The organism is Methylomonas sp. AM2-LC (assembly GCF_039904985.1).
In the GTDB taxonomy this organism is placed as follows: Bacteria; Pseudomonadota; Gammaproteobacteria; order Methylococcales; family Methylomonadaceae; genus Methylomonas.
In genome coordinates this window covers 55,661-81,844 of sequence record NZ_CP157005.1, presented here as the reverse complement: position 1 = coordinate 81,844, position 26,184 = coordinate 55,661, and the positions used below count along the sequence as shown (strand labels likewise).

Below are 26,184 nucleotides of genomic sequence, written 5' to 3'. Positions count from 1 at the left end.
GGTAATGATAAGTGAAGGAAATGAAAGTGGGGAAACTAAGTAAAGTTTTGGGTATTGCTATCTTGGCACCTTCATCGGTTTATGCCTTAAGTATTGGTGATATTCAATTGAATTCGGCTTTGAATCAAAATCTCAATGCCGAAATCAGGTTACATGTTGATGCTGGAGAAGACCCGCGAGATATTGCAGTCAGAGTGGCAGCCCCTGAAAAATTCGATCGTGCTGGTGTTCCATGGAGTTATTTCCTATCCAAGATTAAGTTTGAAAGTAGTATCAAATCTGATAATACTATCGTGGTAAGACTTACTTCTCAGGACGCTTTAACTGAGCCATTTTTAGATGTTTTACTTGAAGTAGTTAGCGCAGAAGGCAGTCAGTATAAAGAATTTCCTCTTTTGATTGATCCGCCCAGTAATTATAATAATCCACAGTTTTCAGTGGCTGATAATAGCAATTTTCACGAAAAAGCCACGCAGTCTTTAGAGACAACCTATAGCAAGCCATCCGCAGTAGTTTCCAGGCATCATAGTCAACGTCGTCATCAAGCACAACCCGCTTTGGCAGCAGATACCAATAATGCAAATTTACCCATAAATGGTGAATTTGGGCCAACCAAGTCTATGGACAGTTTGTGGCAAATTGCCAAAAAAGTGGCTGCCGAACAGGGTGTCACACCTCATCAAATGATGGCAGCCATTCATAATGCCAATCCTGAGGCTTTTGTTGGCAATAACATTAACGCGCTTAAATTGGGTGTTAAATTAAAAATACCTGCTGTTGGTTCCACTACGCTGGCAGCAGAAAAATCAAAAGCAAATACAGACGGACATAAACCGCCATTATCAAATGGTAAGCCGTTAGAATTACTTTCCCCAGTTGATGCGAATAGTCAAACTGGAAATCAAATTGCTTCCGATCAGAGTGGCAGTGCTGCAAATGCGCAATCGACAGACGGAAAAAGTGTAGAATTACAAACCCGAATTGAAAAACTTGAGCAGCAGCTTGGGTTGATGCAGCAATTGTTGACGCTTAAAGATCAACAATTATCTGAATTACAAAATACTGATAAAGCTTCTCCACAAACTACGCCAAGTTTGTTAACAGTGCAATCTCCTGTTGCAGAGCCAGTTCCAGTGAAAGCAGAGCCTGCTCCTGTTCCACCCCAACAGACAACGATACCACTCCCTGTCGTTGCTCAACCCTTGCCGATAGCTCAAACTCCGACACCTGCACCTGCACCTGCACCTGCACCTGATCAAGGTTTGTTTACCTCAGACTCCTACTATTTAAGTGTTGCAGGTGTGGGTTTTTGCCTATTGTCAGTATTAGGTTGGTTGTGGTGGCGTAAACGTACAATTGATTTGCAAACCAGCAGAGAAAGTATGTTTGCCAATAATGATCAAATTAGTATGCCAGAGCTAGAAAATAGTCTGTCTATACCCATTTTGGATATGGAAAACTCAGCCGCTTTCTATGATGTGGGTATGGTGGGTGAAAGTTCTTTTATTAGTGATTTTACTCCAAGCGATTTTGATGCTTTTGATACAGAACAAAATGAAGTCGATCCACTTTCTGAAGCCGACGTTTATTTGGCATATGGCCGTTATCAGCAAGCGGAAGAGTTGATTCGTCATGCTATTAATCAAGAACCTGAAAAAGATGTTTATAAGCTGAAACTGCTGGAAGTTTTTTATGCTGGCGAAAACAAACAAGGGTTTTCAGATTATGTGCAGGAATTAGTTGCTAAAGGAAAACAGGATGATAGGGCGTTCTGGAGCAAAGTAACTGAGATGGCCCAGGAAATTGTAGTCGATTTACCTGTATTAGGTGGAACAGTTGATAACGGTTTACAAGCGACTAATTTAGAACAATCATTTATCTCAAGTTCAATTATAGAAAGTATCGATAGGCATTTCGATAATAACGATTTTGAGATGGAAGCAAGTGATTTTAATGATTCAAGATTTACAACATCGTTGGATTCCACGGATTCTAATCCCACCAGTCTTGATTTTACGGTTACAAGCCATGAAGCCGCTAATCTAAATGAAAAAATCGATCAGCCTAAAATAGAGAATAGTTTTGAAAGTATAGAGTTTGATCTTGGCGATCTGTCATTTAATGATGCAAGCGAAAAAGTGTTACCCGTAGAAACTGAGAACTCTTTAGATGCTTTCGATTTTAAATTTGATATTGAGACGTTAAAGCCTATACCCGATAAAATCAATTCTGATAATACTATAGAGCTGGAGCATGAGCAGACTTTACAGTTAGAAGATGATTATTTTGCCGATGCTGATTTATTTGCAGGAGAGAGTCTGCAAATGCAAAATGAATCGGAACAACAGTCAGATGATGTTACAAACCAAGGTGGTTTTGATTTCAATTTTGATTTTAATATGCCTGTTACTGATAACAAGGATGAGTTTTCAGAGTATGATTTGGGTGTTGCTGACTTAACAGATATGGATGAATTTGAAACCAAAATTGATCTGGCAAAAGCCTATATCGACATGGGTGATGCTGAAACCGCAAAACTTATTGCGGAAGAAGTATTAAACAAAGGCAACTCCGAGCAGAAAACTCTAGCAAAAACTCTGTTGGATGAAATTAACAGTGTTTAGCAGTGACTTGACTGCTTGATAAAAAACAAAACTCAAAGAGTTGAATGTATTATACCCATCAAGTGTAAAGTCAAAACCAAATCTGACATTTAGGTTTTCTTGCTCAGATCAGATCGGACAATGACTGGCAAAGTTCGGCCAAAAGCCGCCCTATGGAAGAGAAGTGCCAATGACAAATATTCAGCCAAAAGCTGGCATAGGGTATCGTGAGCTTACTTACCGCACCAATCGCGATTACCGGCTTGTCCGTTGTAACGAATCGTTGATATTTAGTTATCCTCCTGCGGGAAAAGCTCGTTAAACAAGGCGACTGTAGTTTCGTCTGCTATGCCTTTGTCAATCGACTCATTTAGTATACTTTTTGCTCCCACAGGATCCTTCGCCATATACTTTGCGACCGCCAATTTTCTGTAACAACTGCTTAAAGTTAGAACCTTACCACCTCCAACTGGCACAATGTAATAGTCCTTGTCGAATCTTTTAATACAATCGGAATAAATCTTTGCGGCACTTTCAAAACGATTCAAATGAAAGTAACTAACTCCAAGGTTTTCAACAAGAATTGCATTTTTCTTATCTTGCTCATACTGCTCTTCAAAAATACTTAAGACCTCGGGATCTTCTGCAACGCGACCAAAATCGGGACCAATATTTTGCCATCCCCTGGCGACAGTGTGGTCCAATTTGATGTGCTTTGTGAAATACAGAATTGCTTTCTCATATTCACCCTTTTCACCGTATAACGAAGTTAATACACCATAAACGGAAGCCAGTGTCAATTTGTCTTCTATTAGATCAATTCCTTCAGTAGTCGTCCCTGAAAAAGCCGAAATTTTCATAGATACTCGGTCTTATGCTGCCAACAAGAATTGTTCGTCAGATGGAACTCCCCAGAACCGAGACAGTGCTTGCCAAAAATAAGACCAAAAAATCCTCAACCGCCTGAGGATCAAACGGATGTTGTGGCCGGCACCGCACAGGACGGCATGCAAGGCATCGCCCATCTCGCCTTTCAGGTAGTTGCGTCCCAACAAGCCGTCGTTTTTCAGGTGGCCGATAATCGGTTCGATGGCGTTGCGACGTTTGAGTGCACGTTTGAGTCGTCGGGTATCCACGCCGCGTTTTTGCCGGGCTTTGTAAATCGTGATGCCCGCGAGCTCGACGCCCCGGTAGCCCAGATCGACAAACACTTCTTTGGCGCGGATGCCGCTCAGAATTTCCGCCTGTTCCAGACAGGATTCCAGTGTATGGCCATCGTAGGGATTGCCAGGGAAACTGCGGGCACCCAGCACGAAATTGCTCTTGTTGGTGACCGTGATCCCTACCTTGACGCCAAACTCGTATTTTTTGTGTACCTTACCTTTGGCAATACACTCCACTTCTGGGGCGTGAAAGCTGTACAACTTGTTTTTATCCTGGGTTTGCTGAGTCAGAATACGTTGTGTTTTCTCCAAGGTGTCCTTGAAAACCAGCTTGACGGCATCGGATTGATCAAGCAATTGGCGATCAATATCCCGGTAAACCCGTCCCACTAGGGTTTTCAGTTGCTTGAGCATCTTGCGTTTACGCTTCATTTGCTTGGCATGACTGTAGCGGTTTGCCATTAGCAGCAAATACGGGGCTTTGCGATTGTAGTTCTGCCTCAGCGAGATTTCATGTTGCTCGGCCAGGCGCACCAGATGCTGGCGGCAGCGTTCATACAATTTGCCATCGGTCGGATAAGTAATAGCTTTCTCCTGGACGGTGCTATCCACTGTCACTGCTTCAAAGTCCTGCTTCATTACCGTCTTACTGTCGATGCCTGCTTGAATGGTCAGTGCCAATAATTGCTCACAACCTGCTTCGCCGATGCGCTGCCGCCATTTGGTCAGCGAGGTGGGATGACAAGGCGTGTCGTGCCGAAAGAAGGTTTCGCCGCAAAAGAATTGCCAATACGGATTCTCCAGCCAGCGGGCTACGACCGCCTCATCGGACAACGCGAAGGCGTGTTTCAGGTAATGCAATCCCGCCACCAACCGCGTGGACAGTGCCGGCGCCCCTTGTGTGGCGACAAAGTACTGACCGAAAGAATCGTCAATCGTTTTCCAGTCGATCAGTTGGGCGAGTTGGTACAACTCGTGACGGGGGTTCAGCAGATCGGCCAGCGGGGTGTTGAACAAATCGATTTGGCCGCTCGTTTCTTGGGATTTTGGCTTCATTTTGAATAAAAATTTGCAAGAAATTAATATCTATTTTACCCATTTCTTGCAATTATTACCCGTCTTTATATGTAAGTATTAATTATGAATCAATGCGTTGCCTGTTGATTTGCGGTTTTTCAGGGACGACTCAGTAAGAGCGTTTTCCAAATATCCGATTGTTTTATTCTTATCTTGCTCTAAATATGAGCCTGCCAACGCAATTTGAATTTTAATCTCTTGTTTATCAAAAGGCCGTCCTAAAGGTCCTTCCGTGTATTCTGTTTTCAGTTTATCCAGTTGCTTTTCAACATTCTGCCAATCTTGCTCCAAGGTAAATATTTGTAACCAGGATTTTGTGTATAAAACCTCGTATGTTAAAAATTCAAGATCCCCATTTTTTTCATCAACCTTAGATAGATACTTTTTTGCTTTATCGAGTGATCGAAGTTGAATCAACGATTTAATATAATATGTACTAGCAGATTCGCTTCTAAACTGCTGATTGAGCAAGACATCTTCTAAAATTTCAGATGCTTTTTCCATTTTAGACTTGTCTCCGGTCTGAATGGAATTGTGATAAAGCAATATTGCATGAAGCGCAATAGCTCGTTGATTTTTTCGATAAAGCTTCAAGGCTTTATCAACTTTCCTAGCTGCTTTATTTAAAGAGTAAGTGGAGATTGGTTTATCAAAGTACTCAGAGCCATCTCTTCCTCCAAGATCATCCCACGCTGAATAAATTAAGTCATTGGATTCAAGTTCTGCTTCCAGCATACTATTGTTGGCAGATGTATAGTAAGAGAGTATTCCGATACATAGCGCCAGGACAGAGATAACTAAGGATATATTATCTTTGTCGATGTATCTTCCGAATTCTACAAACTTTCTTGGCATGCAAATCTTACCTCGATTTTCTTGAAGCCTTTACGACTAAAGTTACTTGCTTGAGCGATTGCGTAGATCAGGTTAGCCAGTGGTTATGACTGGAAAAGATTGAAAAGCGGACCAACGCACATCTGCCTTAGTGACCGCAATCGAATGGATAGCTGCTTGATACTGTATATGACTGAACGACCGGGGTAGCTCTCAAGTAGCCTCGATTCCATCGAGGCTACTTGAGGCGCCGAGAATAGGCGGTTAACTTGAAGGAGAGCATCATGCTCACTCTATCGAGCCATATGTTTTATTAAGCGTATAATTAAAATTACTCCACATCAATTTTACCTTCAATATTATCAAGACGAGTATTTTTAATTAACGCTCCCTTGAAACTAGCATTTTGAATGATTATTCTAGATAAATCCGCATCTGACAAATTTGCATTATCAAAACTTGCTCTGGTAGCATATGCCTCTCTGAAATTGCTGTATCGCAAATTCGCATTTACAAATACAGTATCAATTAATTGAGCATTCATGAATTTTGATCCAACAAGTGAAGTGCTAAAAAAAATACAATTCTCAACACTGACATCGGTGAAGTCCGCACTGTCTAGAAATAACGAAATTGGGAAATAATATTCGGGTCGCCAACCGGCACTATTAATACGCGCGACATAATTTGAAAAATAGTGAGAATTATCACCAGAGGGTTTGAATCGTATTTGATTATTGCCGCCGATACTTCCTATAGATTGATAGCGTCTTACTTCGATATTATTGACACTATGAGATTCGCCCCATTTTGCTTCAATTCCAGGAGGTACTGCCACATAGTGATGAACTAAAGCTGTCAATCGGCATAAACCATCTCCTAAATGCGAATCAATGGCCGTGGTTCGAGGAGGGAATAGAGATTGCTCTTTATCTGGCGCTTGCGGCATAGTCCATTCTACTAGTTCCATGACATAAGGATTTTCCCAACCTGTGCGTTTTTTTCCCTGATATTTTGGCTGCATTCGAAGATGAACCGCTTCTCCCCACCAATCCCAAAGATCGGCCAAACCATCACGAACCTTTTGCCAAGCACGTATATCAAGTGCTTGCGTAGGCTGCCCAACGATAGTTTTGTCATGTTCGTCATAAGTACGCGCTAATTCCCACTCAATTAACGCATGCACGTGTTTAGCTACTTCTTTCGTAATCCATTGTGGGGCCAACATTTGGCTCAAACGACGAGAAAAACCGAAGCGAATATCTTCTAAATCAAAATCTTTCCAAAATACAGAGCGTTCAGGCAAATAATCAGGTGCACCGCGTCCATAGGCTTTAAGCGTTTCTACTAGACACTCAGCAAAAAGATATTCACGAAATGACTTGTGAAGAAATTCAGCACCAAGTTCCCTATGACCACCTTTAAAGAAAAATCCAATCATCAAAACTGTGAGAGGATGATCCTTGGTTGTCTCCTGCACGCGTTGGATTAATTCTTCGTCTAATGCTGACAAGCGGTAATCCAGTTCATCGTAAGGGATATGGTCCAGTCCAAACACAGTCATGGAAACAGCCGTTTCATGCAGTAATCGCCTTAGTTCTGTAGTTGGTAATTTTGGCTCGTAGACTCCTTGACCATACCGCCCTCCTTTAATGCATGTGATATCAGTGAGGTGGCGATACAAAGTGGTAGGATTATTTACTAAAACCTGCAAGTCAGATCCAACCCAACAGACCATTAATCGCACTGCTAAGTGCGCTAATAATGGTAAGCCCAATACTTCCATCGTGTCGATATCCCTCTCAATATTGTTTCGCTTGTTCTCCAACAACTGTTGATACCCTGTCCGATATCCTTCCAATACCGGCTTAAATCGTTCTGGATTTGCCATTTCAAGCTGTTTAGGATCAGTGAAATAGCGGGCCAAACGACAGACGAATCCATCAAGCTTGCTCGGAGGTAAAGGACGGATTGTAAATAAGCGAGTTGTTTTGGTCATAAAGCTGGAGCTAGAAACTGCATCAGATGGACGACCAGTTAGCACAACACGAACGACAGGGCGATTACCGCGATTAATGAACTTATCGCGAATTTGGCTAAGAATATCGTTTACGCGAATTGCAAACCCTTTTTCAACAGCTACGCTAACTTCGTCCCAACCATCAATAATCAATACCCATGGACAAATTGGGCAACCGTTAAAATCAACTTGTTGGTCAAATAAGCTTTGGTCAGCAAAAAGCTCATCCGGTTTTGCTTTGGGGGTTTCAGTTGGGCGATCCTCAATATCCCAAAATCGAATAGCTTCTGGCAGCGCATCTTGAATATTACCAATATGCAAAGGTAAATCTCGAAATCGTATGCGAATAGGTTTGAGTCCATTGTTCAATAACTCAACGCTTAGGCGCAGGGTAAAAGCAGATTTTCCAGACCCAGCGGGCCCTTGAATTACGATAGCATCCTTAAAGCTTTTGTCTCCAATTAGCTGCATCACGGTTGGCAGTAATTCATGTTGACCACCAACATGCAAATCGAAAGGATCTATTCTAACCTTACCTTGTTGAACAGACTCTTTGGCCTGATTATTATCAATCAGTTTTCCGTCTTGTATTTCCTGCCATTGTAGAACACCACATTCTGTTTCTATATAAACATCAGATAGAGTAAAAGGCTCCTCGCCAAAAACTTGTTTATCTTCGTACAAATAACGTTGATATTCAAAATGATCTTGCCATGCCGCATCAACACGCTCTGGATTCTCGAAATGGAAAGCTTCTGTAATTGAAATAAATTTATCGCGGGTGCTTGGGTGGGTTAGTAAAACTATAAGCTCCCTTGGAAATCGCATAGATACTTCGTTATGTACTTTGCGACGTTCACTCTCATTGTATCCTACAGCTTTTAAAGCTTCATCAAGTATTGCATCTGCTTGCTTAATGAATGTATGGTTCAATGGATCACTCAAAGAGTACGTTGAAAAGCTTGCTCCTTCTTTTGGTAAATCAATATCTTTATTTGGATCCCATTCAATTTTTTCAGATTTTACTGAGGGATTTCCTATCGTTTTTAGCGACTTCTCAATCGCTCGTTGATACGCTGTGGTAAACGCAAGGTAAGTTAAACGGTCAGGGTCCTTAATTTCGCCAAGTTTGCTAAATAACGTAGCTACAAATTTTATTGGTGGTGCCGCAGCGGATGCAGATTCACCGATAATTTGCAACCACCAAGGGCATATTTCTGAAAGCTTTGACAGCCAATCTTTATCTTCGCAAGCTTCAACGATATCCGAAATAAACTCAGCAACAGATTTTATATTTACTGTGGTTTTTTCGATTGATTCTTGATCTTCAGCAGTTAAGCCGAGAAGTTTTGATAACTTAGAACTCATTATAAAAATTCTCCCTGAAATTTTTAAATAAATTTATCATGAACCGATTAACTCGTAGATTTTATTAAGACGTCAATTAAATTCAGTGTAAATACCACTAATTGAGTGAATAACAGAGGTTATTAATCACACATATTTAGTTTTCTAGTTAGATAGGACATAGTTTAGCCCGTGTAGCTTAGATTAGCGATAGAGTAATCAGAGAAATGCTGGCTTCGACCCTGCGATTACGCAAGCTAACCACAGCTACATTTTGAACGGCAGCTTATTTGCCTTTTCTTGTCTGTTCAAATTCATATTCATTGGCTGCTTTGGGTCGAACCTTCTCTTTCATTGTACGATTAGATTGCAACTGGTTTTCTAAATTGTCAGATTTAATGCTGATTTTTACACATCAAGCTTAGGTCGATTTTTTGTTTAAACTTTACTTTAAGCGCTTATAGCTTTAATTAAGCGATTAATAAATTACGCAAGATCTGTTCGTAGATATCACTTAATGTCTCTAAATCGGCCAGTGCTATATTTTCATCTATCTTGTGAATACTAGCATTAATAGGGCCAAGTTCAATGACTTGAGTACCTGTTGGCGCAATAAAGCGGCCGTCAGAAGTACCGCCTCCAGTGTCGTTTACGGTGTCCACACCACAAATTGTTTTAATGGCTGCATGCGTAGCCTCCAATAATTCGCCCTGTGTGGTCAGAAAAGGCTGGCCGGATAAGCGCCATTGCAAATCATATTTAAACCCATAATGATTGAGAATAGCTTCGGTTCTGGATTTAATAGTAGATTCATTCAATTCGGTACTAAAGCGCAAATTAAACTGCACTTCAAGTTGTCCCGGAATAATGTTTTCTGCGCCTGTACCTGCAGCAATGTTAGATACCTGTAAACGTGTGGGTGGAAAGAAAGCATTTCCATAATCCCATATTTCATCTGTCAGTGCTTTTAAGGCAGGAGCAAAGCGGTGAATAGGATTTTCCGCTAGTTCGGGATAGGCAACATGTCCTTGTATGCCAAATACTGTTAGTTTTGCACATAATGAGCCACGTCTGCCGACACGTATAACATCACCTAAAACAGTTTTGCTTGAAGGTTCTCCTACCAGGCACCAGTCTATTTTTTCTTGGCGTTGCGTCAAAACGTCTATGACTTTTACTATGCCGTTACTTGCAATACCTTCTTCGTCGCTGGTCAACATAATAGCGATCGAACCTTTGTGTTGGGGGTGTTCAGTAATAAAGCGTTCAACTGCCGTAATAAAAGCGGCTATACTGCCTTTCATATCAGCAGCGCCACGCCCGTAAAGCTTGCCGTTACGTATTTGTGGTTCAAACGGCGGTGATTCCCAGTCGGTTATTGGACCGCTTGGGACAACATCCGTATGACCAAGAAAAACAAAAAGCGGCGATTGTTGGCCTCGGCGTAACCATATATTTTGAGTGTCGGCAAAGTCCATCTGTTCTGCATTAAAACCTAGCTTATGCAATCGTGTGGTGAGTAAATGCTGGCAACCGGCATCATCAGGTGTTACGGAGGGCAGGCGTATCAGTGTTTCTAATAGTTTTAGACTTTCACTCATCAGTTTTGTACATAGTCATTTGGATTAAATCCGACCAATAATTTTTCACCAGTGTCTATTATAGGTCGTTTAATTAGAGTGGGATTTTTCAAGATAAGTTGCAAGCCTTGCTCGGAATTTATCTGATGTTTTTCTTGTTCACCCAGTTGTCGCCAGGTGGTGCTACTACGGTTGATCACGGCATCTAGACCGAGAGTGGTCATAAAGCTTTGCAGTAAAATGGCATCCAGACCATCAATTTTGTAGTCATGGAATCGATAATTTATCTGTTGAATATCAAGCTGTGCCCGGGCTTTTTTAACCCGGTCACAGTTTTTGATGCCGTAAATCACCCACATATATATCAGGCATCGCCAGCCAATAAATCATCCAAATCAGGTAAAGAATTATCCGATTTTGCGCGTGCTTTATAGACATCAACGAATTCCATAAAAGCTTGCTCAAGGTCTTCAAGTACTTCTTCTTCATCGCTAACATCATCAGCCGGAATTTCTTCAGATTCCAGATAATCTTTTTGAATGGCAATCTCACCGTTTAGTGATAGTAGGGCAAGGATTAAAGCATTGTTGGAAATATTTTCAGACATGATTAGCTCGCTAGTTGAGTGAATGGGGGAACTTGGACTATGTTGAATATACAAATGCACATTGAAACCTGATCCTTAGTTGTTCTGTATTAGAGTGTCGTAAGAACATTTGGAATAGACTAGTATCGGCATCGAAATTTCTTAAGCAAATACCCAAACACTGACACACTAAGGGTTGCCGCGTTCCGAAATTTAAACTGCGTATTGTATAAAACAAATTAAGCTGCAAATCAATGCTGCTGATAATAACCATTGTAACGCATTCCCGCTCAATTATGCTAAGAGTTAAAAGCGGCAAAACAGATGTTAAACGAATGCAAATAATCAGAAATTAGTTTAATCAATGCTGCTCTAGTGCTTATCAAGGCGGTGAGTTTATTGCTGATTAATGTTAATTTATTGATTATAAAGAGTAAATGTTTGTCTTGGCAGAAAAGTTTAAGTTTTGGTTAAATGATGCTTTGTGCACATCAAATTTTGGCACTTGTTGGTCTGGCTTGGCTCCGCAATAAAAAACGGGAGCTTGAATCTGCATTCTGATACCTAAACCGTGCCGAAATTTGATGTGTCTTTGTCAGATTTATTGAATTTTTATGAGCTCAACATCGAAAATTAAAGCAGCATTTGGACCAATATCGCGGCCAGCGCCACGTTCGCCATAGGCCAAGTTAGATGGAATAAATAATCTAGATTTACCACCCTCTTTCATTAATTGTAAGCCTTCAGTCCAGCCTGGAATAACTCTGTTCAATGGAAAAGAGGCAGGAGCTCCACGTTTGTAAGAGCTGTCAAATTCCTTGCCTTCAATTGTGGTACCTTGATAATGCACCGTAACATTTGCGGTGGCGCTGGGCGATTTACCCGTACCTTCAGTAATTATTTGATATTGTAAACCGCTGCTGGTAGTGATCACACCAGGTTTTTTGGCGTTTTCAGCTAGAAAGGCTTCTCCAGCGGCTTTGTTTTCTTCGGGGGTGGTAGCGTTAGCCATTGATAACATTGCAAATCCTAATAGAAAGGCGATTAAAGTTGCGATAATACGTTGTTGAGTAATTTTCACGGATTCTCCTGATTGGTTTAGTTATAGCACTATCAGTTTATCATTTTTTAGCATCCAGCTCTTCTCTGCATGTGGCTAGTTGTGCATCATAACGTTTGGCTCGTTGCTGAACTTTTTTGGCAATATTTAAAAGCCAAGGCTTTTGTGCATAACTACTACGTTTAAAGCCAGTAATTCCTTCATGGTAGGTTAGATATAAATTAAGCGTATCATTATTGGCTATTCCAAGTTTTTTGTGGGTTGCATCACAATACCAAGCCACAAAATCGCAACTATCGGAAAAATCTTCGCGACTTGCCCAATTGTTATCCGCATTATGTTGGTATTCATCCCATGTTTCATCTTTGGCTTGTGGATAGCCGTAAGCACTACTGGAGCGAAACCAGGGAATAAAGCCTAAAATCAAGGGTATGGGAGGTTGTGCGTCGGCTTTAAATGCAGATTCTTGGTTGATAATAGCCATTTGTACAGCTATCGGAACTCCCCAGCGTTGTGCTGAGTTTAGCGTCGCTGTGTACCAGTCCACATTTTCACGAAAAATTTGGCAAATATTTTCAGTGTTTTTGGGAGGTACCGTTGTACATGCCGATAAAAGGGTTAGACTTACAATACTTAAAAATTTATTATACATACTAATAATAACTCATTTGCATTTAATGTCCGATAAGATTTATGGTTGAATTATTACCTGCTTTTGACACACGTATGGCGCGTGAAACTTTGCATGGACTTGGTTGGGTATGTATTGGTTCCGTTGAGCATAAAATTAGTTTATTGAATGTTTCTCTGACTGGGATTCTGGCAGAACTTCAATATAATGATCAAGTACCAGATTACTACGAATTATTTAAGTCTTTACAAGCCGCTCCGTTGATTGATTTTTATCTGCCGGAGATGCGATTGGCTGGCGAAGCGGTGGTGGTAAGGGTTGAATCGATTAAATGTGGTTTTCATTTAGGTATCGAGTTTCGAAATCTGACCAGTAATATCGATGAGCTATTATATAAACGCAGGGTCTTCAGAAAAAATTTAGTTTCCCTCGGCCATATTTTCTTTCATGATAATCATTATAGCTTCAATACCGAGAGTGTTTCCGTGTATGGTATGGTGATACGCATACTCAATCGTATTGATTTCGAAATTGGCAGTGTTACGCGTTTTGAGTTCAAACAGTTGGATTTACAGGGGGAAGTTCAAATAATTTGGGGGGATCGTGATTACAATTCAACCTTACTTGGATTGCAGTTTTTGCAAAAAGCAAGAGGTGTGGCGTCAGATAACAAGCTCATTGATAACGCGCTAAACGTTGCTATTTAAGTTTCATGTTGTTTCAATTTACCAATAACAATGATTGTTTGTCTCGCTCTATCCATAGCTTTTCTGCCAGCATATGCGCATCGATTTGATTATTGGCTTTGCCTAGCAGTTTTAATGCAATCGCGCAGGTAGCAATCACTGTGGCCTCGGCGAATTCGTCCTGTATTTCTCCATGCCAAAGTTGTGTTAGTTGCAGAGGATTGAGATCTTCAGCTTTTAAGTGACGACGCGTAAATATCGCGGGCCATAGCTCATCATCAAGTATCTCTCCATGCACGCTCTGTACTAGACATTCTACGTCAGGATTACGTTCAGTTTCTCCTCCTTCGCCTTTTAATACAGCCATATGCGTTTGGTTGAGTAATAATGCCGCTTTTTGATGTACCTGACGGTAACTGGGATGGAAGATACCTTGTAAGCAATGGCTGGCATTCAAAGGATTCAATAGCCGGACCAATGTATGCACTGGTGAGCGTAAGCCCATTAAGGGCCTAAGATTAATCATGTCATAGAGTTGTGGACATAAGTGTGCTAATGACAGATAGCTAAAGTTGTAACGCAATAATTGTTGTTCAGCTTCTGTTATTGAGGCGGCCACGGGTATTCCCAAAATCTCCAGAACCTTTTCAGTATAAATTCGCCCTTCGGTATGCCCACCAGCTCCGTGCATAAAGACTTTAATACCATTATTGGCAAGTAATAGGGTTGAAAGCAGAAACCAGGGTAAGTGTCGACGTTTTCCTGCATAGGACGACCAATCAAGGTCAACTTGTACCCGACAGGCAGAAACATCAATGTTTTGCTTGGCTGCTTGAACGAATCCAGCCAATTCTTCGCTGGTTTCTTCTTTAATGCGCATTAGCATTAAAAATGCGCCGAGTTGTATGGGTTGCACCTGACCAGTCAGGATCATATGCATAGCGCGATATGCCTCATTCTGAGTGAGGGGACGTGAACCTTTTTTGCCTTTGCCTAAGATTTTGATAAATTCGGCAAAGGGATGTTCTGGTGTTTGCAAACTCATGACACAGTAAAACGAAAATAGTGGTCGATCAATAACGCAGCAAAAATCAGCATTAGATAAATAATCGAATAGGCAAATGTGCGCATTGCGGTTTGATTATCTTTTTTACGCATCATCTGTACCGCAAAAAATATAAAACCAAAGCCGAGCAATATGGCTATGGATAGATAAATCAAGCCGCTCATGCCTGTTAGATAAGGTAATATCGTAGTAATAAGCAGTAAGATGGTATACAGCAGAATTTGTAAGCGCGTGAAAGCGACGCCATGCGTAACAGGAAGCATAGGAATATCAACTTTCGCATATTCTTCACGACGGGCAATGGCCAAGGCCCAAAAGTGAGGCGGTGTCCACACAAATATGATTAGGAATAGTAATAGTGCATGGGGATGTATGTCACCTGTGATGCTGACCCAGCCTAGCACAGGTGGAGCTGCACCAGCGGCACCACCAATTACAATATTTTGGGGGGTCATTTTTTTTAGATAAACAGTGTAAATAACCGCATAACCTATCAACGATAAAAAAGTTAAAAAGGCAGTTAATGTATTAACTTTTATAATCAATATGAGCATCGAGGCTACGCCAATGATGCCAGCAAATGTCAGTACATGCCAAGAATTCAGTTCGCCCATCGGTAGTGGGCGGTAGCGGGTACGAGCCATTTCGGCATCAGATTTTTGATCGATAAAATGATTGAGCGCTGCAGCTGATGACGCAGCCAGTGCGATTCCCAGTGTGCCATAGAAAAATTTGTCGAGCGGGGGCATGCCAGGTACGGCAAGCAGCATGCCAACGATAGCTGTGAACACAATTAAGGCTACGACTCTGGGTTTGCAGAGTGCTAGATAATTTTTCCAGGAATGTACGGTTAGTTTATGGCTCATTCAAATCCGAATAGTGTCTATGTCGTTAAGCATATAGAATAACAGTGAACCTTTGATAATTAAAATCATCACAGGCATTCATTTTTTCTATCAACGAGGGATGTATGAAATATAGGCTTACAGCTTTGCTGTTGTGTTGTCCGATTCTCACCGCGCACGCTGAGAATAGCAAGGTACATGAACATATTTTTGGTAATGGTTTGAAAATATTGGTGAAAGAAGATCGTCGCGCTCCAGTGGTGGTCTCTCAGGTTTGGTACAAAGTGGGTTCCAGTTATGAGCCTGGTGGTATTACCGGTATTTCACATATGCTAGAACATATGATGTTTAAGGGTACCAAACTTTATCCAGCCGGAGAGTTTTCTCGTATTATTGCCGAAAATGGAGGGCAGGAAAACGCTTTTACAGGTAATGATTACACTGCTTATTTTCAAACCATGGAAAAATCTCGCTTGGAAATTAGTTTTAAACTGGAAGCGGATCGAATGCGTAACCTGGATCTAAAAGCTGAAGAATTGGTTAAAGAGTTGCAGGTTGTAACAGAAGAACGGCGGATGCGTACCGATGATCAACCGCGCGCTAAAACGCAAGAACAGTTTAACTCGGTGGCATTCTCAAATAGTCCTTATAAAAATCCAGTTATCGGTTGGCCATCGGATATAGCTAATTACAAAGTTGAAGATCTAAATGCTTGGTATCAACAATGGTATGCTCCAAATAATGCCACACTGGTAGTAGTGGGTGATGTTGACGCAGAGCAGGTAATTAAGTTGGCTGAACAATATTTTGCTGGTTTAAAACCTAGTGATATTAAACCTTTAAAACCGCAGGATGAGATCGAACAGAAGGGTGTCCGGAAATTGACCGTTAAAGCGCCTGCCAAACTACCCTATATCATGATGGGTTACAAAGTGCCGGTACTTAAGACGGTTACCCAAGAAAGTGAAGCTTATGCGCTGGAAGTGTTGGCGGCCATTCTGGATGGTGGTAACAGTGCTCGTTTGCCTACACATTTGGTGCGCGGTAAAGAAATAGCGGTATCTGTGGGTGCTGGTTATGATTTAACCTCGCGGTTACCCGATTTATTCTTGCTGGAAGCAACTCCCGCTGAAGGCCATACAGTATTTGATATGGAATATGCCTTGCTGGACGAGGTTTACCAATTAAAATCTGAGTTGGTAAGCAAGGAAGAATTACAGCGCATTAAAGCACAAGTCTTGGCGAAAGATGTATACCAGAAAGATTCTAATTTTTATCAGGCTATGGAGTTAGGAATGTTGGAAACAGTAGGCGTTGGTTGGCAAAAAGCCGATGATTATCTGAGTAAGCTTAATCAGGTGACTGCCGAGCAAGTACGTGCCGTGGCACAGAAATATTTAATTGAAGATAATCTTACTATTGCTTATCTGGATCCCCAGCCTATTACCGAAGCGCCCAGACCGGCTAAAATGATTGGAGGTCATCATGCGTTTTAAATTGCTTGGATTACTCCTGCTAACTATAAGTCAGCTTGGTTGGGCAACTGTCAAAATTGAACATTGGCAAACCACTCAAGGTGGGCGTGTTTATTACGTATACACACCTACTTTGCCAATGACCGATATTCGTCTAACCTTTGATGCCGGTAGTGCGCGTGATGATACAAAGTTTGGCTTGGCAGCTTTGACAGCTTCATTACTGGGTAATAGTTCGGGTGAATGGACAACCGATGAAGTGGCTAACCGTTTTGAATCGGTGGGAGCAACATTTTCTAACGGTGTGTCAGAAGATATGGCTTGGCTATCGCTACGCACTCTTACCGATAAAACACTGTTAGATAAGGCATTGGCTACCTTTCAAGAGGTTGTCAGTCATCCTGCCTTTAATAGTGTGGATTTTCAGCGTGAAAAAAATCTGACTTTAGCAGCCTTAAAGCATAGAGAAGAATCACCTGCGGCTCTTGCCAGTATTGCCTTTCATAAAGCACTCTATAATAATCATCCTTATGCACATCCTGAAGAAGGTGTCGTGCAAACCGTTTCGAGTTTTGAAGTTGATGATCTTAAGAACTTTTATCGTAAATATTATGTGTCTGCAAATGCCACAGTGGTCATTGTCGGTGATTTAAGCCGTACACAAGCAGAACAGATTGCTCAAACGTTGTTGAATGGTTTGCCGGTTGGTGAAAAACCTGCAGAAATTCCATTAGTAACGATGCCTACGCAATCAAGTAGTCAGCATATTGATTTTCCATCTACACAAACCCATGTTTTAGCAGGTTTGCCAGGTACCTATCGTAAAGATCCAGATTATTTTGCTTTGTACGTGGGAAATTATATTTTGGGTGGAGGAAGTTTAGTCTCAAAATTGTTCGATGAAGTGCGTGAAAAACGCGGATTAGCTTATAGTGCCTCTAGTCAATTTGCACCTTTATATCGTCAGGGGCCTTTTACTATTGGTCTACAAACTCGGAATGACCAAGCTGCCAAAGCTATCGAAGTGATGAATACCACTTTGAGTAACTTTATCTCTAATGGTCCGAGTGATGCTGAGTTAAAAGCGGCCAAGCAAAATATTACGGGTGGATTCGCCATGCGTATTGATACCAATAGTAAATTAACTGATTACGTAACGATGATTGGTTTTTATCAACAGCCTTTAGATTATTTGGAAACTTTTTCCAGTAAGGTGGACGCTATAACCACAGCAGATATTAAGGATGCGTTTCAACGTCGTGTACGCCCAGAATTGCTACAAACGATTACCGTTGGTGGTAAGTAGGGGTGAGTAATAAGCTGCGTATTATTGGTGGAGAATGGCGCAGCCGGCATATTGTCTTTGATGATGTTCCCGGCTTGCGGCCTACACCGGATAGAGTCAGAGAAACATTGTTTAACTGGCTGCAAACAGATGTTGTAAATAGTCGTTGTCTCGATCTGTTTGCGGGTAGTGGTGCTTTAAGTTTTGAAGCTGCATCCAGAGGTGCAAAAAGCGTTGTACAGGTAGAGAGTAATCACTCTGCCTGTCAAAAGCTTCGGCAGAATACTGAGCTATTAGCTGCAAAGCAGGTGCAGCTAATAGTTTCAGATGCATTGCGATTTTTGCAGCAAACGCCACAATGTTTTGATTTGGTGTTTATAGACCCTCCTTTTCGACAAAATCTCATACCTGTAACGTGTCAGCAACTTGAACAAGGAGGTTGGTTGGCTAATTACGCTAAAATTTATATAGAAGCCGAACGAAATGTTGAATTGTCGGATTTGCCGGCTAATTGGGATTTACTCAAGAAAAAATCAGCAGGACAAGTCGATTTTTATTTGTTTCAAGTGATCAAATAGAGCTACGCACCACATTGATGGCTTTTTTATACGCCACTGAGTAGATTGATGTAATAAAAAATTAATATTTAAAAGACAAATGCTCTGCATAACGACAGATTTATGTAATAATTCCGAGCTTTTGTGGGATTTATCCCGCGTCATAATAATTACAAAGGGGTAAGTCCATGTGTTGGAGTGGAGAGGCATCAGGGGTATTGGCTGCGGCAGGTTTGGCTACTGCAGTTTATGTGGCTTATAAAGGCGAATCCAAGGAATTGTGGATTCCTTTGACCTATTTTGCATTGATGGAATTATTGCAAGCTGCAACGTATGTCTATATTAATCTGTGTGACAACCCTAATAATCAGGTTTTAACCTTGTTGGGGTATCTGCATATTGCTTTTCAGCCATTTTTTGTGAATATGGTGGCTATGTATTTCATTCCCGAAAGTGTCAAACTCAAAATTAGAACGACAGTCTACACTTTCTGTGCAATTAGCTCTCTGGCAATGTTAATTAAAATGTTCCCATTTGCCTGGGCTGGTAATTGTGTTCCTGGCGTGGAAGGGTTTTGTGGTGTACAGACTTGTTCAGTATCTGGTGATTGGCATATTGCCTGGCAAATGCCGCTAAACGGCCTCATGTCTAACCCTGTGACTTGGTTACTCGGATTTAACTGGGGTTTGCACGCGTTTTCATATATTTTGGCTGCGTTTGTTATGCCTATTATTTATGGTTCATGGCGTTTTGTCGCTTTTCATTACCTCATAGGCCCTTGGATTTCAGATATTACTACTGATGATCCAAACGAGTATTGTGCAGTATGGTGTTTGTTCTCCATTGCATTATGTGTATCGGTAATTAAAACGCCAATTAGAAAACATTTACATGTTAAAAAATGGCCATTTTATCAGCGTGAAGTCGGTGATAGTCTCTAATCTGTTATGAGTATAAAAAAACAAGAAATTATTGATGCTTATTGGTTTCGGCATGCTTGTAAAGAATTTGATGCGACGCAAAAAATAAGCGATGAGGATTTTGGCTTTATTTTGGAAACTGGGCGTTTATCACCTAGTTCTTTTGGGATTGAGCCATGGAAGTTTCTGGTGGTCCAGAATATGGAATTACGCGAGAAGTTAAGAGTGCATACTTGGGGTGGACAAAAACAATTGCCTACCGCCAGTCATGTGATTGTATGCTTGTTTCGTAAAAGTTGTTTTATGCGTTATGACAGTGATTATGTGCAGAATTTTATGCGTCAAGTACAGGGCTTTCCTGAGCCGGCTGTACTGGCGCGAACAGCTATCATTGAGAAATTTCAACGCTATGATTATGCCTTGTTGGATTCCGAACAAGGCATGAGTGAATGGTCAATCAGACAAACCTATTTGCCATTTGCAAATATGATGACATCTGCGGCAATGATAGGCATTGATTCCTGTCCAATTGAAGGATTTGAGAAGACGGCATTGGAACAGGTGTTGGTAAATGATTTTGGGGTTGATCTGGAAAGTTGGGGGCTTGCTTATCTGCTCGCTTTTGGCTACCGAAAAGGAATACCTGCTCGTGAAAAAACTAGACAAAACATGGAATCGGTGGTTGAGTGGTTTATATAAACCACTAATTCAATAAACAGATTTGGTTTGTAGTATCGTTTAAAGAAACAGGGTTGTGAGAAGGACGACGTACTGCGGTAAAGCGTTCTCGCCAATAAGGCTGGTTAAGGTCGGAAACCATTACTTTGCCGGTATGAGAGCTGGGGGCATGTACAAACTTGTCATGTCCGACATATATGCCAACGTGTGATAAAGGTTTGGTGTTTATGTTGAAAAATACCAAGTCCCCCGGTTGACGCTGATTAAGTTGTATAGTGGGTAGCTGATTGGCAAGTGACCAGGTATCTCTTGGTAAATTAAGTCCTTGTTTTTTATAGACATAAAATACAAGGCCGCTACAGTCAAAGCCTTCATTGGGAGATTTTCCACCCGGAACATAAGGGTGGCCTTGTAATTGCAAAGCTTCCTGAGCGGCTTTGTTATTTCCAGAAGACGAAAACTTTTCTGCTGGCTGGGTAAGTTTTAGCTTTTCGGTTGTTGCGCAACCAGACAATATCAATACAAACAATATTAAAGGGAATTTATTCATTCCCGGCATAAAGGCACGTATGCATTGCATTTTTCAGCTCCCATATAAACACGTTGTTAATTTTAGACCAATTTCTGTAACTCTGCTGAAATATGAACATTAATTCATTATAAGTTTTGTGGTATTTGAGACAATTTTTGTGACAATAGTCATCAAAATGGGTTTTAAAAATAGCAGGAATACACGTATTTCAATAAATACATAAATTGGTGCAAAAGTTGCTTGTATAATGAGCGATGCTTTTTGTTAAGCATCTAGAAAGAACAGTATGCTTTTTAGCGTTAGCTGTTGCCGGCCATCTTCGTTAACTAGAATGTTAGCCGGGCTTATTTAATTTTTGCCGTTTTGATGGTTATTTAGGAGTGAAGTATGAATGAAATTTTATTGTTAATGGTGCTGCTGTTTGCGGTTTATTTATTTTTGCCTGAAACTTGGCATGCTAAATTTGCTTTGAAAGCAAAATCGGAACTGACTGGTCAATCTGATGAAAATGCGCTGATTCTTCCTGAAGATTCAGTGCTAAGACGCCACTATATTACCCAATTGCGGGCAGAAATTGAGCAAGGTTTATTTCCGCGCCCAACCGACTTTACCTTACAGCGACATTATGATGCCTTAGTTGAGGCAGAACTGGAAAGCCGTTTATCTGCTCTTGCCACCTTGGCGGCATAGTTTAAAAATTTAGCATTGTTGGCTTAGTCTCCATAAAACACATCAATGACTATTGATGTGTTTTATTTGTTGGTAGACCATATTTGGTCATAGGCATTAGATGTTTGAAAGTAATAGTTGATTTCAACTTTTTAAGCGATGCCTCTATATCAATATTTAATTCCCCTCCTTCAGTTTATAACGCTGATTCATTTTGTAATAATCTTTTATTAACTTTGCGGTAGAATTACAAAAATTGGTTTGTGTACTCAATATTGGAAATGAGTTTCTTTTTTTGTTTAGGAATTGTATGGGAAAACAGGTCGCATTAATTACCGGCATAACCGGTCAGGATGGTTCATATTTAGCAGAATTCCTGTTGGATAAAGGATATGAAGTACATGGTATCAAACGACGAGCCTCTCTTTTTAATACCGAACGGGTAGATCATATCTATCAAGATCCGCATATTAAAAATCCAAAATTTTATCTGCATTATGGAGATTTAACCGATAGTTCGAATTTGACTCGGCTATTGAGTGAGATAAAGCCAAACGAAATTTATAACCTGGGTGCAATGAGTCATGTTGCCGTCTCGTTTGAATCTCCAGAATACACAGCGGATGTTGATGCTATTGGTACTTTGCGATTACTTGAGGCGATGCGATTTTTGGGAATGGAAAAAACTGCCAAGTTTTATCAGGCTTCCACTTCTGAACTTTATGGCTTAGTGCAGGAAATTCCGCAAAAAGAAACCACTCCGTTTTATCCTAGGTCTCCTTATGCTGTAGCCAAGCTTTATGCTTACTGGATTACTGTCAATTATCGCGAAGCATACGGTATGTTTGCTTGTAATGGTATATTGTTTAATCATGAATCCCCTCGCCGAGGAGAAACCTTTGTCACCCGCAAAATTACACGTGGTTTAAGTAATATTGCTTTAGGCTTGGAACAATGTCTTTACATGGGGAATATGGATTCGTTGCGAGATTGGGGGCATGCCAAGGATTATGTACGTATGCAATGGATGATGTTACAGCAGGACACACCAGAAGATTTTGTCATTGCGACCGGTGTGCAATACTCTGTGCGCCAGTTTATCGAACTTGCTGCTAAAGAATTGGGTATTAGTTTGCGCTGGGAAGGCCAAGGTGTTGAAGAAACGGCTGTTGTGACTGGAATTTCAGGTGATAAAGCCCCAAACCTACAAATTGGGCAAACGATTGTAGCAATTGATCCACGTTATTTTAGGCCTGCAGAAGTCGAAACCTTATTAGGCGATCCAAGTAAAGCTAAACAAAGATTAGGCTGGGAACCGCAAATTACGTTTCAGGAAATGGTCAGTGAAATGGTGGCGCACGATCTTCAACAAGCGCAAAAGCATGCGCTATTGAAACATCAAGGCTATAACGTAGCGGTTAGTCGAGAATAAACACTGTTCGCATCCAATAACCTTAGGCTGTTTTATAGAATAGGGTTATTGGGTCATCAACTTGCCAAGCTTGATATTTGTTCATGATAGCCATAAAGTTTGCGGAGTTTGTAAATGCGAATAGCCACTGTTTCACAGCGTTATAGCGACAGTGTTTAAACCATTCGTCATCTACAGCTGCTAACTGCCGAATAAAGGGTAATATTGCTGCGTCTGCCAAACTGAAATGCGCAGCACATAAAAAGTCTTGATGAGTTAAGCGTTGTTCAAGTTCAGCTAAAAACAATTCAGCTTGTTGGCGATAATAGTTAGCAGGGTAGTCAGGGTAGCGATCAGCGTATTTATAGCGATCCAGAGCACCTTTAAATTCAGTATCGTTCCAGTCTATCAGGTACTGAGCCTCTTTTAGGCTAGCTGGCGCAAGCCAGTGTTCAGGGTCGTTTTGTTGTAAAGCCCAAAACATAATATCCAGGCTTTCATCAAGTACTTGGCCTGTTTTCAGTTGCAGTACTGGCACAGTTGCTTTGGCAGAAATATCCAATAAAGCTAAAGGTTTTTGGCGTAATTCAACTTCCCTTAACACCACGCAAAGCCCAGAAACCCAGATAGCCAGACGCGCACGCATGGCATAAGGGCAGCGACGAAAACTGTACAGTATTGGGTGGGTGGAGTCTGAGCTAAATCGTTGCGTCATTTCAGCAGTAATTCTTCGTCCCATGCTCCGGCAAAAAATTGTTTAGTTAAAGCGTTTCTACTGCGATCTGCTGCTTCTGCGCTTTGAAAATCGTTAGCTAATTGGTTTACGTCAGCCTGATATCCCACGGCTATCATGGCCATAGGAGTGGCATTGTCAGGTAAATTGAAAACCTGTTTGGCTTGTTCTGCATCAAAACCACCCATCTGGTGTGAAACTAAACCCAGCGCATTTGCCTGTAAACATAAACTTAGTGATGCTGCACCAGTATCATAGCTGGCCCAACGGTTTGGCTTGTCGTTATGTGAAAAATTATTCATGGCGACACTCAATAGCAAAAGCGGGGCATTTTTAGCCCATAACTGATTCTTTTCGACTATTACGCTAAACGCTTTTTCCCAAGCGGAGGCATGCGTGTGTTTATTGCAGACAATGAAACGCCAAGGTTGATCATTAAAACAGGAAGGTGACCAGCGAGCGGCTTCTAATAAGGCAATCAGATCTGTATTGCTAATAGGCTGGTCGGCTGCAAAGGCGCGCGGGCTCCAACGGCTTGCAATAAGCTTATCAATTTGCACTTGGGTGGTAGCTAGTTTATGTTGCATAGGGATTCCTGTTGTTGAAACACTGATAAAGAATGGTGTGGTGGTGCGGAACTAAATATGTCTGCAAAATAATAATGAAAGGCCCTTTAAGTCGGTTATTTACAAAAAAGTTAGCGTGTCCTATCCAATTTTCGATAACTAATGGCTTCACTTAAATGTGTAATGGATATAGTTTCGGCGTTAGCTAGATCTGCAATGGTGCGTGCCAGTTTTAAAATGCGGTGATAAGCGCGATGTGATAAACCAAACTTTTCCAAAGCCTGTTCCAGTAATTGATGGCCAGCTTCTGGTAAATCGCAAAATACTTTAATATCGGCTGCATTTAATGCGGAATTGGTTTTACCTTGGCGGTTAAATGCTTTTTGCCGAGCAGCAATTACTCGTTGCCGTATTGTAGAACTGCGTTCTTCGCCTTCTGCCGAGCCTTTGCGTAACATGTTCAATGCCACTCGCGGCACGTCCAGATGCATATCCACCCGATCGAGTAGTGGGCCAGATACCCGGGCGCGATAGCGGGCGACCTGTTCGGATGAGCAGTGGCATCGACCAGATGCATCGCCCAAATAGCCACACGGGCAGGGATTCATAGCTGCAATTAATTGAAAGTTGGCCGGAAAGTCGGCCTGACGATTGGCGCGGGAAATAGTAATGTGTCCGGTTTCTAGAGGTTCTCGCAATACCTCCAGCACTTTGCGGTCAAACTCAGGTAGTTCGTCCAAAAATAAAGTGCCATTGTGCGATAAGGAAATTTCTCCGGGTTTAGGATTGCTGCCGCCACCAACCATAGCAGCGGCTGAAGCGGTATGGTGCGGTGCTCTGAATGGCGGTAAGCGCCAGCGTGACAGATCCAGTCCCTTGTCGCTAATGGAGGCAATCGCCGCAGTTTCCTGCGCTTGTTGTTCGCTAAGTTCTGGCAAAATAGTCGGTAAACGTGCTGCCAGCATGGATTTTCCCGTTCCTGGTGGGCCAAGCATCAGTAAGTTATGAGCACCGGCTGCTGCGATTTCCATTGCACGTTTAACGTGGTATTGGCCGTGTACATCGGCAAAATCGATTTCACAAATATCTTCAATTAATTCTGGTTGGGATACTTGCAACTCAATGAGTTGTTGGCCGCAAATATGCGCACATACTTCTAACAAGCTGTTAGCGGGTAATAATTGAGCGTCTTTGATTAAGGCGGCTTCATCGGCATTGCCTATGGGTAAAATTAATTGCCGGTTGGCATTGCGGGTTTGGATGGCTACTGGTAATGCACCTGGTATCATGCGTAATTCACCCCCCAAAGATAATTCACCAATACATTCGTATTCGTCTAAGCGATTTTTGGGAATTTGTTGAGAGGCGGCCAGTATGCCTAAGGCAATGGCCAGATCAAAGCGCCCGCCTTCTTTGGGTAGATCGGCAGGAGCAAGATTGATGGTAACCCTGCCAATAGGGAACTCGAAACGAGAGTTGATGATAGCACCCCGAACTCGGTCCCTGCTTTCTTTAACGGCGGTTTCAGGTAAGCCAACAATATTAAGCGCAGGCAAACCACTACTGACCTGCACTTCCACAGTTACTAGCGGAGCGGCTATACCGGATCGTCCGCGACTGTACACCACTGCCAAAGACATAAGGTTCACAATTAAGTTGGGGTTGTCGCTGTAAAAAACGCTTTGGCATTGTATTTAAACGTAATTGACAGCTAAAAAAGATTTTAGACCTGTATATGCTTGGTAACAAACAGGCTCTGCCAAAAATTCTAACACAAATCTTGTTTAGTCTTGGTATATGGCTGTATAGATTGTTCTATTCAGTGGGTATTACTCTGAAATACAGGGGGTTATCTATATA

The 26,184-nt window shown here is 41.5% G+C and carries 24 protein-coding genes; 9 read left to right on the top strand and 15 right to left on the bottom strand.

The window, feature by feature from the left end; translation table 11 throughout:
• The first annotated feature begins 20 nt into the window (after positions 1 to 20).
• Positions 21 to 2,624 carry a FimV/HubP family polar landmark protein gene (locus ABH008_RS00335; protein WP_347990010.1) on the top strand — a complete coding sequence of 868 codons (2,604 nt, stop codon included), beginning with the start codon at positions 21 to 23 and terminating at the stop codon, positions 2,622 to 2,624.
• Between the two features lie 269 nt (positions 2,625 to 2,893).
• Here ABH008_RS00335 and ABH008_RS00330 read toward each other — a convergent pair whose 3' ends face one another.
• The 9 genes from ABH008_RS00330 to ABH008_RS00290 form a co-directional block, all read right to left on the bottom strand.
• On the bottom strand, positions 2,894 to 3,463 hold the full coding sequence (locus ABH008_RS00330) for a tetratricopeptide repeat protein (protein ID WP_347987886.1): 570 nt from the start codon (positions 3,461 to 3,463) through the stop codon (positions 2,894 to 2,896).
• Positions 3,464 to 3,475: 12 nt separating this feature from the next.
• A complete protein-coding gene (locus tag ABH008_RS00325) occupies positions 3,476 to 4,822 on the bottom strand; it encodes an IS5 family transposase (RefSeq protein WP_347987885.1) in 1,347 nt (448 codons plus the stop codon).
• Positions 4,823 to 4,900: 78 nt separating this feature from the next.
• A complete protein-coding gene (locus ABH008_RS00320) occupies positions 4,901 to 5,698 on the bottom strand; it encodes a hypothetical protein (RefSeq protein ID WP_347987884.1) in 798 nt (265 codons plus the stop codon).
• A gap of 310 nt (positions 5,699 to 6,008) precedes the next feature.
• On the bottom strand, positions 6,009 to 9,065 hold the full coding sequence (locus ABH008_RS00315; protein ID WP_347987883.1) for a pentapeptide repeat-containing protein: 3,057 nt from the start codon (positions 9,063 to 9,065) through the stop codon (positions 6,009 to 6,011).
• Between the two features lie 449 nt (positions 9,066 to 9,514).
• Positions 9,515 to 10,645, bottom strand: a complete 1,131-nt coding sequence (dapE, locus tag ABH008_RS00310) for a succinyl-diaminopimelate desuccinylase (protein WP_347987882.1) — start codon at positions 10,643 to 10,645, stop codon at positions 9,515 to 9,517.
• Complete coding sequence (locus ABH008_RS00305; protein ID WP_347987881.1) at positions 10,645 to 10,983, bottom strand: ArsC family reductase; 339 nt, start codon at positions 10,981 to 10,983, stop codon at positions 10,645 to 10,647. The genes dapE and ABH008_RS00305 overlap by 1 nt, the downstream gene beginning before the upstream one ends.
• A 5-nt stretch (positions 10,984 to 10,988) precedes the next feature.
• Positions 10,989 to 11,231 carry a hypothetical protein gene (locus ABH008_RS00300; protein ID WP_347987880.1) on the bottom strand — a complete coding sequence of 81 codons (243 nt, stop codon included), beginning with the start codon at positions 11,229 to 11,231 and terminating at the stop codon, positions 10,989 to 10,991.
• A 580-nt stretch (positions 11,232 to 11,811) separates the two neighbouring features.
• Positions 11,812 to 12,291, bottom strand: a complete 480-nt coding sequence (locus ABH008_RS00295) for an FKBP-type peptidyl-prolyl cis-trans isomerase (protein ID WP_347987879.1) — start codon at positions 12,289 to 12,291, stop codon at positions 11,812 to 11,814.
• A gap of 40 nt (positions 12,292 to 12,331) precedes the next feature.
• Entirely contained in the window at positions 12,332 to 12,922 is a 591-nt protein-coding gene (locus ABH008_RS00290) for a hypothetical protein (protein WP_347987878.1), read from the bottom strand.
• Positions 12,923 to 12,963: 41 nt separating this feature from the next.
• Between ABH008_RS00290 and ABH008_RS00285 the strand changes: the two genes are divergently transcribed.
• Entirely contained in the window at positions 12,964 to 13,608 is a 645-nt protein-coding gene (locus ABH008_RS00285; RefSeq protein WP_347987877.1) for a PilZ domain-containing protein, read from the top strand.
• Between the two features lie 13 nt (positions 13,609 to 13,621).
• On the opposite strand, the gene ABH008_RS00280 is transcribed toward ABH008_RS00285, so the two are convergent.
• Together ABH008_RS00280 and cyoE are read right to left on the bottom strand one after the other, a co-directional pair.
• Complete coding sequence (locus ABH008_RS00280) at positions 13,622 to 14,632, bottom strand: glycosyl transferase family protein (RefSeq protein WP_347987876.1); 1,011 nt, start codon at positions 14,630 to 14,632, stop codon at positions 13,622 to 13,624.
• Positions 14,629 to 15,519 (bottom strand): heme o synthase, encoded by an 891-nt coding sequence (gene cyoE / locus ABH008_RS00275; RefSeq protein ID WP_347987875.1) that lies wholly within the window; start codon positions 15,517 to 15,519, stop codon positions 14,629 to 14,631. The genes ABH008_RS00280 and cyoE overlap by 4 nt, the downstream gene beginning before the upstream one ends.
• 104 nt (positions 15,520 to 15,623) lie before the next feature.
• Between cyoE and ABH008_RS00270 the strand changes: the two genes are divergently transcribed.
• From ABH008_RS00270 to ABH008_RS00250, 5 genes are all read left to right on the top strand, one after another.
• Positions 15,624 to 16,994 carry a pitrilysin family protein gene (locus ABH008_RS00270; protein WP_347987874.1) on the top strand — a complete coding sequence of 457 codons (1,371 nt, stop codon included), beginning with the start codon at positions 15,624 to 15,626 and terminating at the stop codon, positions 16,992 to 16,994.
• Positions 16,984 to 18,279, top strand: coding sequence for a pitrilysin family protein (locus ABH008_RS00265; RefSeq protein ID WP_347987873.1), 1,296 nt, complete (start codon positions 16,984 to 16,986; stop codon positions 18,277 to 18,279). The genes ABH008_RS00270 and ABH008_RS00265 overlap by 11 nt, the downstream gene beginning before the upstream one ends.
• Positions 18,280 to 18,281: 2 nt before the next feature.
• Positions 18,282 to 18,836 carry a 16S rRNA (guanine(966)-N(2))-methyltransferase RsmD gene (rsmD, locus tag ABH008_RS00260; RefSeq protein ID WP_347987872.1) on the top strand — a complete coding sequence of 185 codons (555 nt, stop codon included), beginning with the start codon at positions 18,282 to 18,284 and terminating at the stop codon, positions 18,834 to 18,836.
• 167 nt (positions 18,837 to 19,003) lie between these two features.
• Positions 19,004 to 19,756 (top strand): DUF5765 domain-containing protein, encoded by a 753-nt coding sequence (locus ABH008_RS00255; RefSeq protein ID WP_347987871.1) that lies wholly within the window; start codon positions 19,004 to 19,006, stop codon positions 19,754 to 19,756.
• Positions 19,757 to 19,762: 6 nt separating this feature from the next.
• Positions 19,763 to 20,434, top strand: coding sequence for an NAD(P)H-dependent oxidoreductase (locus ABH008_RS00250; RefSeq protein ID WP_347987870.1), 672 nt, complete (start codon positions 19,763 to 19,765; stop codon positions 20,432 to 20,434).
• 4 nt (positions 20,435 to 20,438) lie between these two features.
• Here ABH008_RS00250 and ABH008_RS00245 read toward each other — a convergent pair whose 3' ends face one another.
• Positions 20,439 to 20,993, bottom strand: a complete 555-nt coding sequence (locus ABH008_RS00245) for a C40 family peptidase (protein WP_347987869.1) — start codon at positions 20,991 to 20,993, stop codon at positions 20,439 to 20,441.
• A gap of 339 nt (positions 20,994 to 21,332) precedes the next feature.
• On the opposite strand from ABH008_RS00245, the gene ABH008_RS00240 reads away from it, so the two are divergent.
• Positions 21,333 to 21,635 carry a hypothetical protein gene (locus ABH008_RS00240; protein ID WP_347987868.1) on the top strand — a complete coding sequence of 101 codons (303 nt, stop codon included), beginning with the start codon at positions 21,333 to 21,335 and terminating at the stop codon, positions 21,633 to 21,635.
• Positions 21,636 to 21,924: 289 nt separating this feature from the next.
• Complete coding sequence (gmd, locus tag ABH008_RS00235; RefSeq protein WP_347987867.1) at positions 21,925 to 23,046, top strand: GDP-mannose 4,6-dehydratase; 1,122 nt, start codon at positions 21,925 to 21,927, stop codon at positions 23,044 to 23,046.
• Positions 23,047 to 23,068: 22 nt separating this feature from the next.
• Here the strand turns inward: gmd and ABH008_RS00230 are convergent, their stop codons facing one another.
• The 3 genes from ABH008_RS00230 to ABH008_RS00220 all read right to left on the bottom strand — a co-directional run bounded on the left by ABH008_RS00230 (position 23,069) and on the right by ABH008_RS00220 (position 25,964).
• Positions 23,069 to 23,764: a glutathione S-transferase gene (locus ABH008_RS00230; protein WP_347987866.1), complete on the bottom strand. Its 696-nt coding sequence runs from the start codon at positions 23,762 to 23,764 to the stop codon at positions 23,069 to 23,071.
• On the bottom strand, positions 23,737 to 24,345 hold the full coding sequence (locus tag ABH008_RS00225; protein ID WP_347987865.1) for a nitroreductase family protein: 609 nt from the start codon (positions 24,343 to 24,345) through the stop codon (positions 23,737 to 23,739). The genes ABH008_RS00230 and ABH008_RS00225 overlap by 28 nt, the downstream gene beginning before the upstream one ends.
• Before the next feature lie 110 nt (positions 24,346 to 24,455).
• A complete protein-coding gene (locus ABH008_RS00220; protein WP_347987864.1) occupies positions 24,456 to 25,964 on the bottom strand; it encodes a YifB family Mg chelatase-like AAA ATPase in 1,509 nt (502 codons plus the stop codon).
• Positions 25,965 to 26,184: the final 220 nt, after the last annotated feature.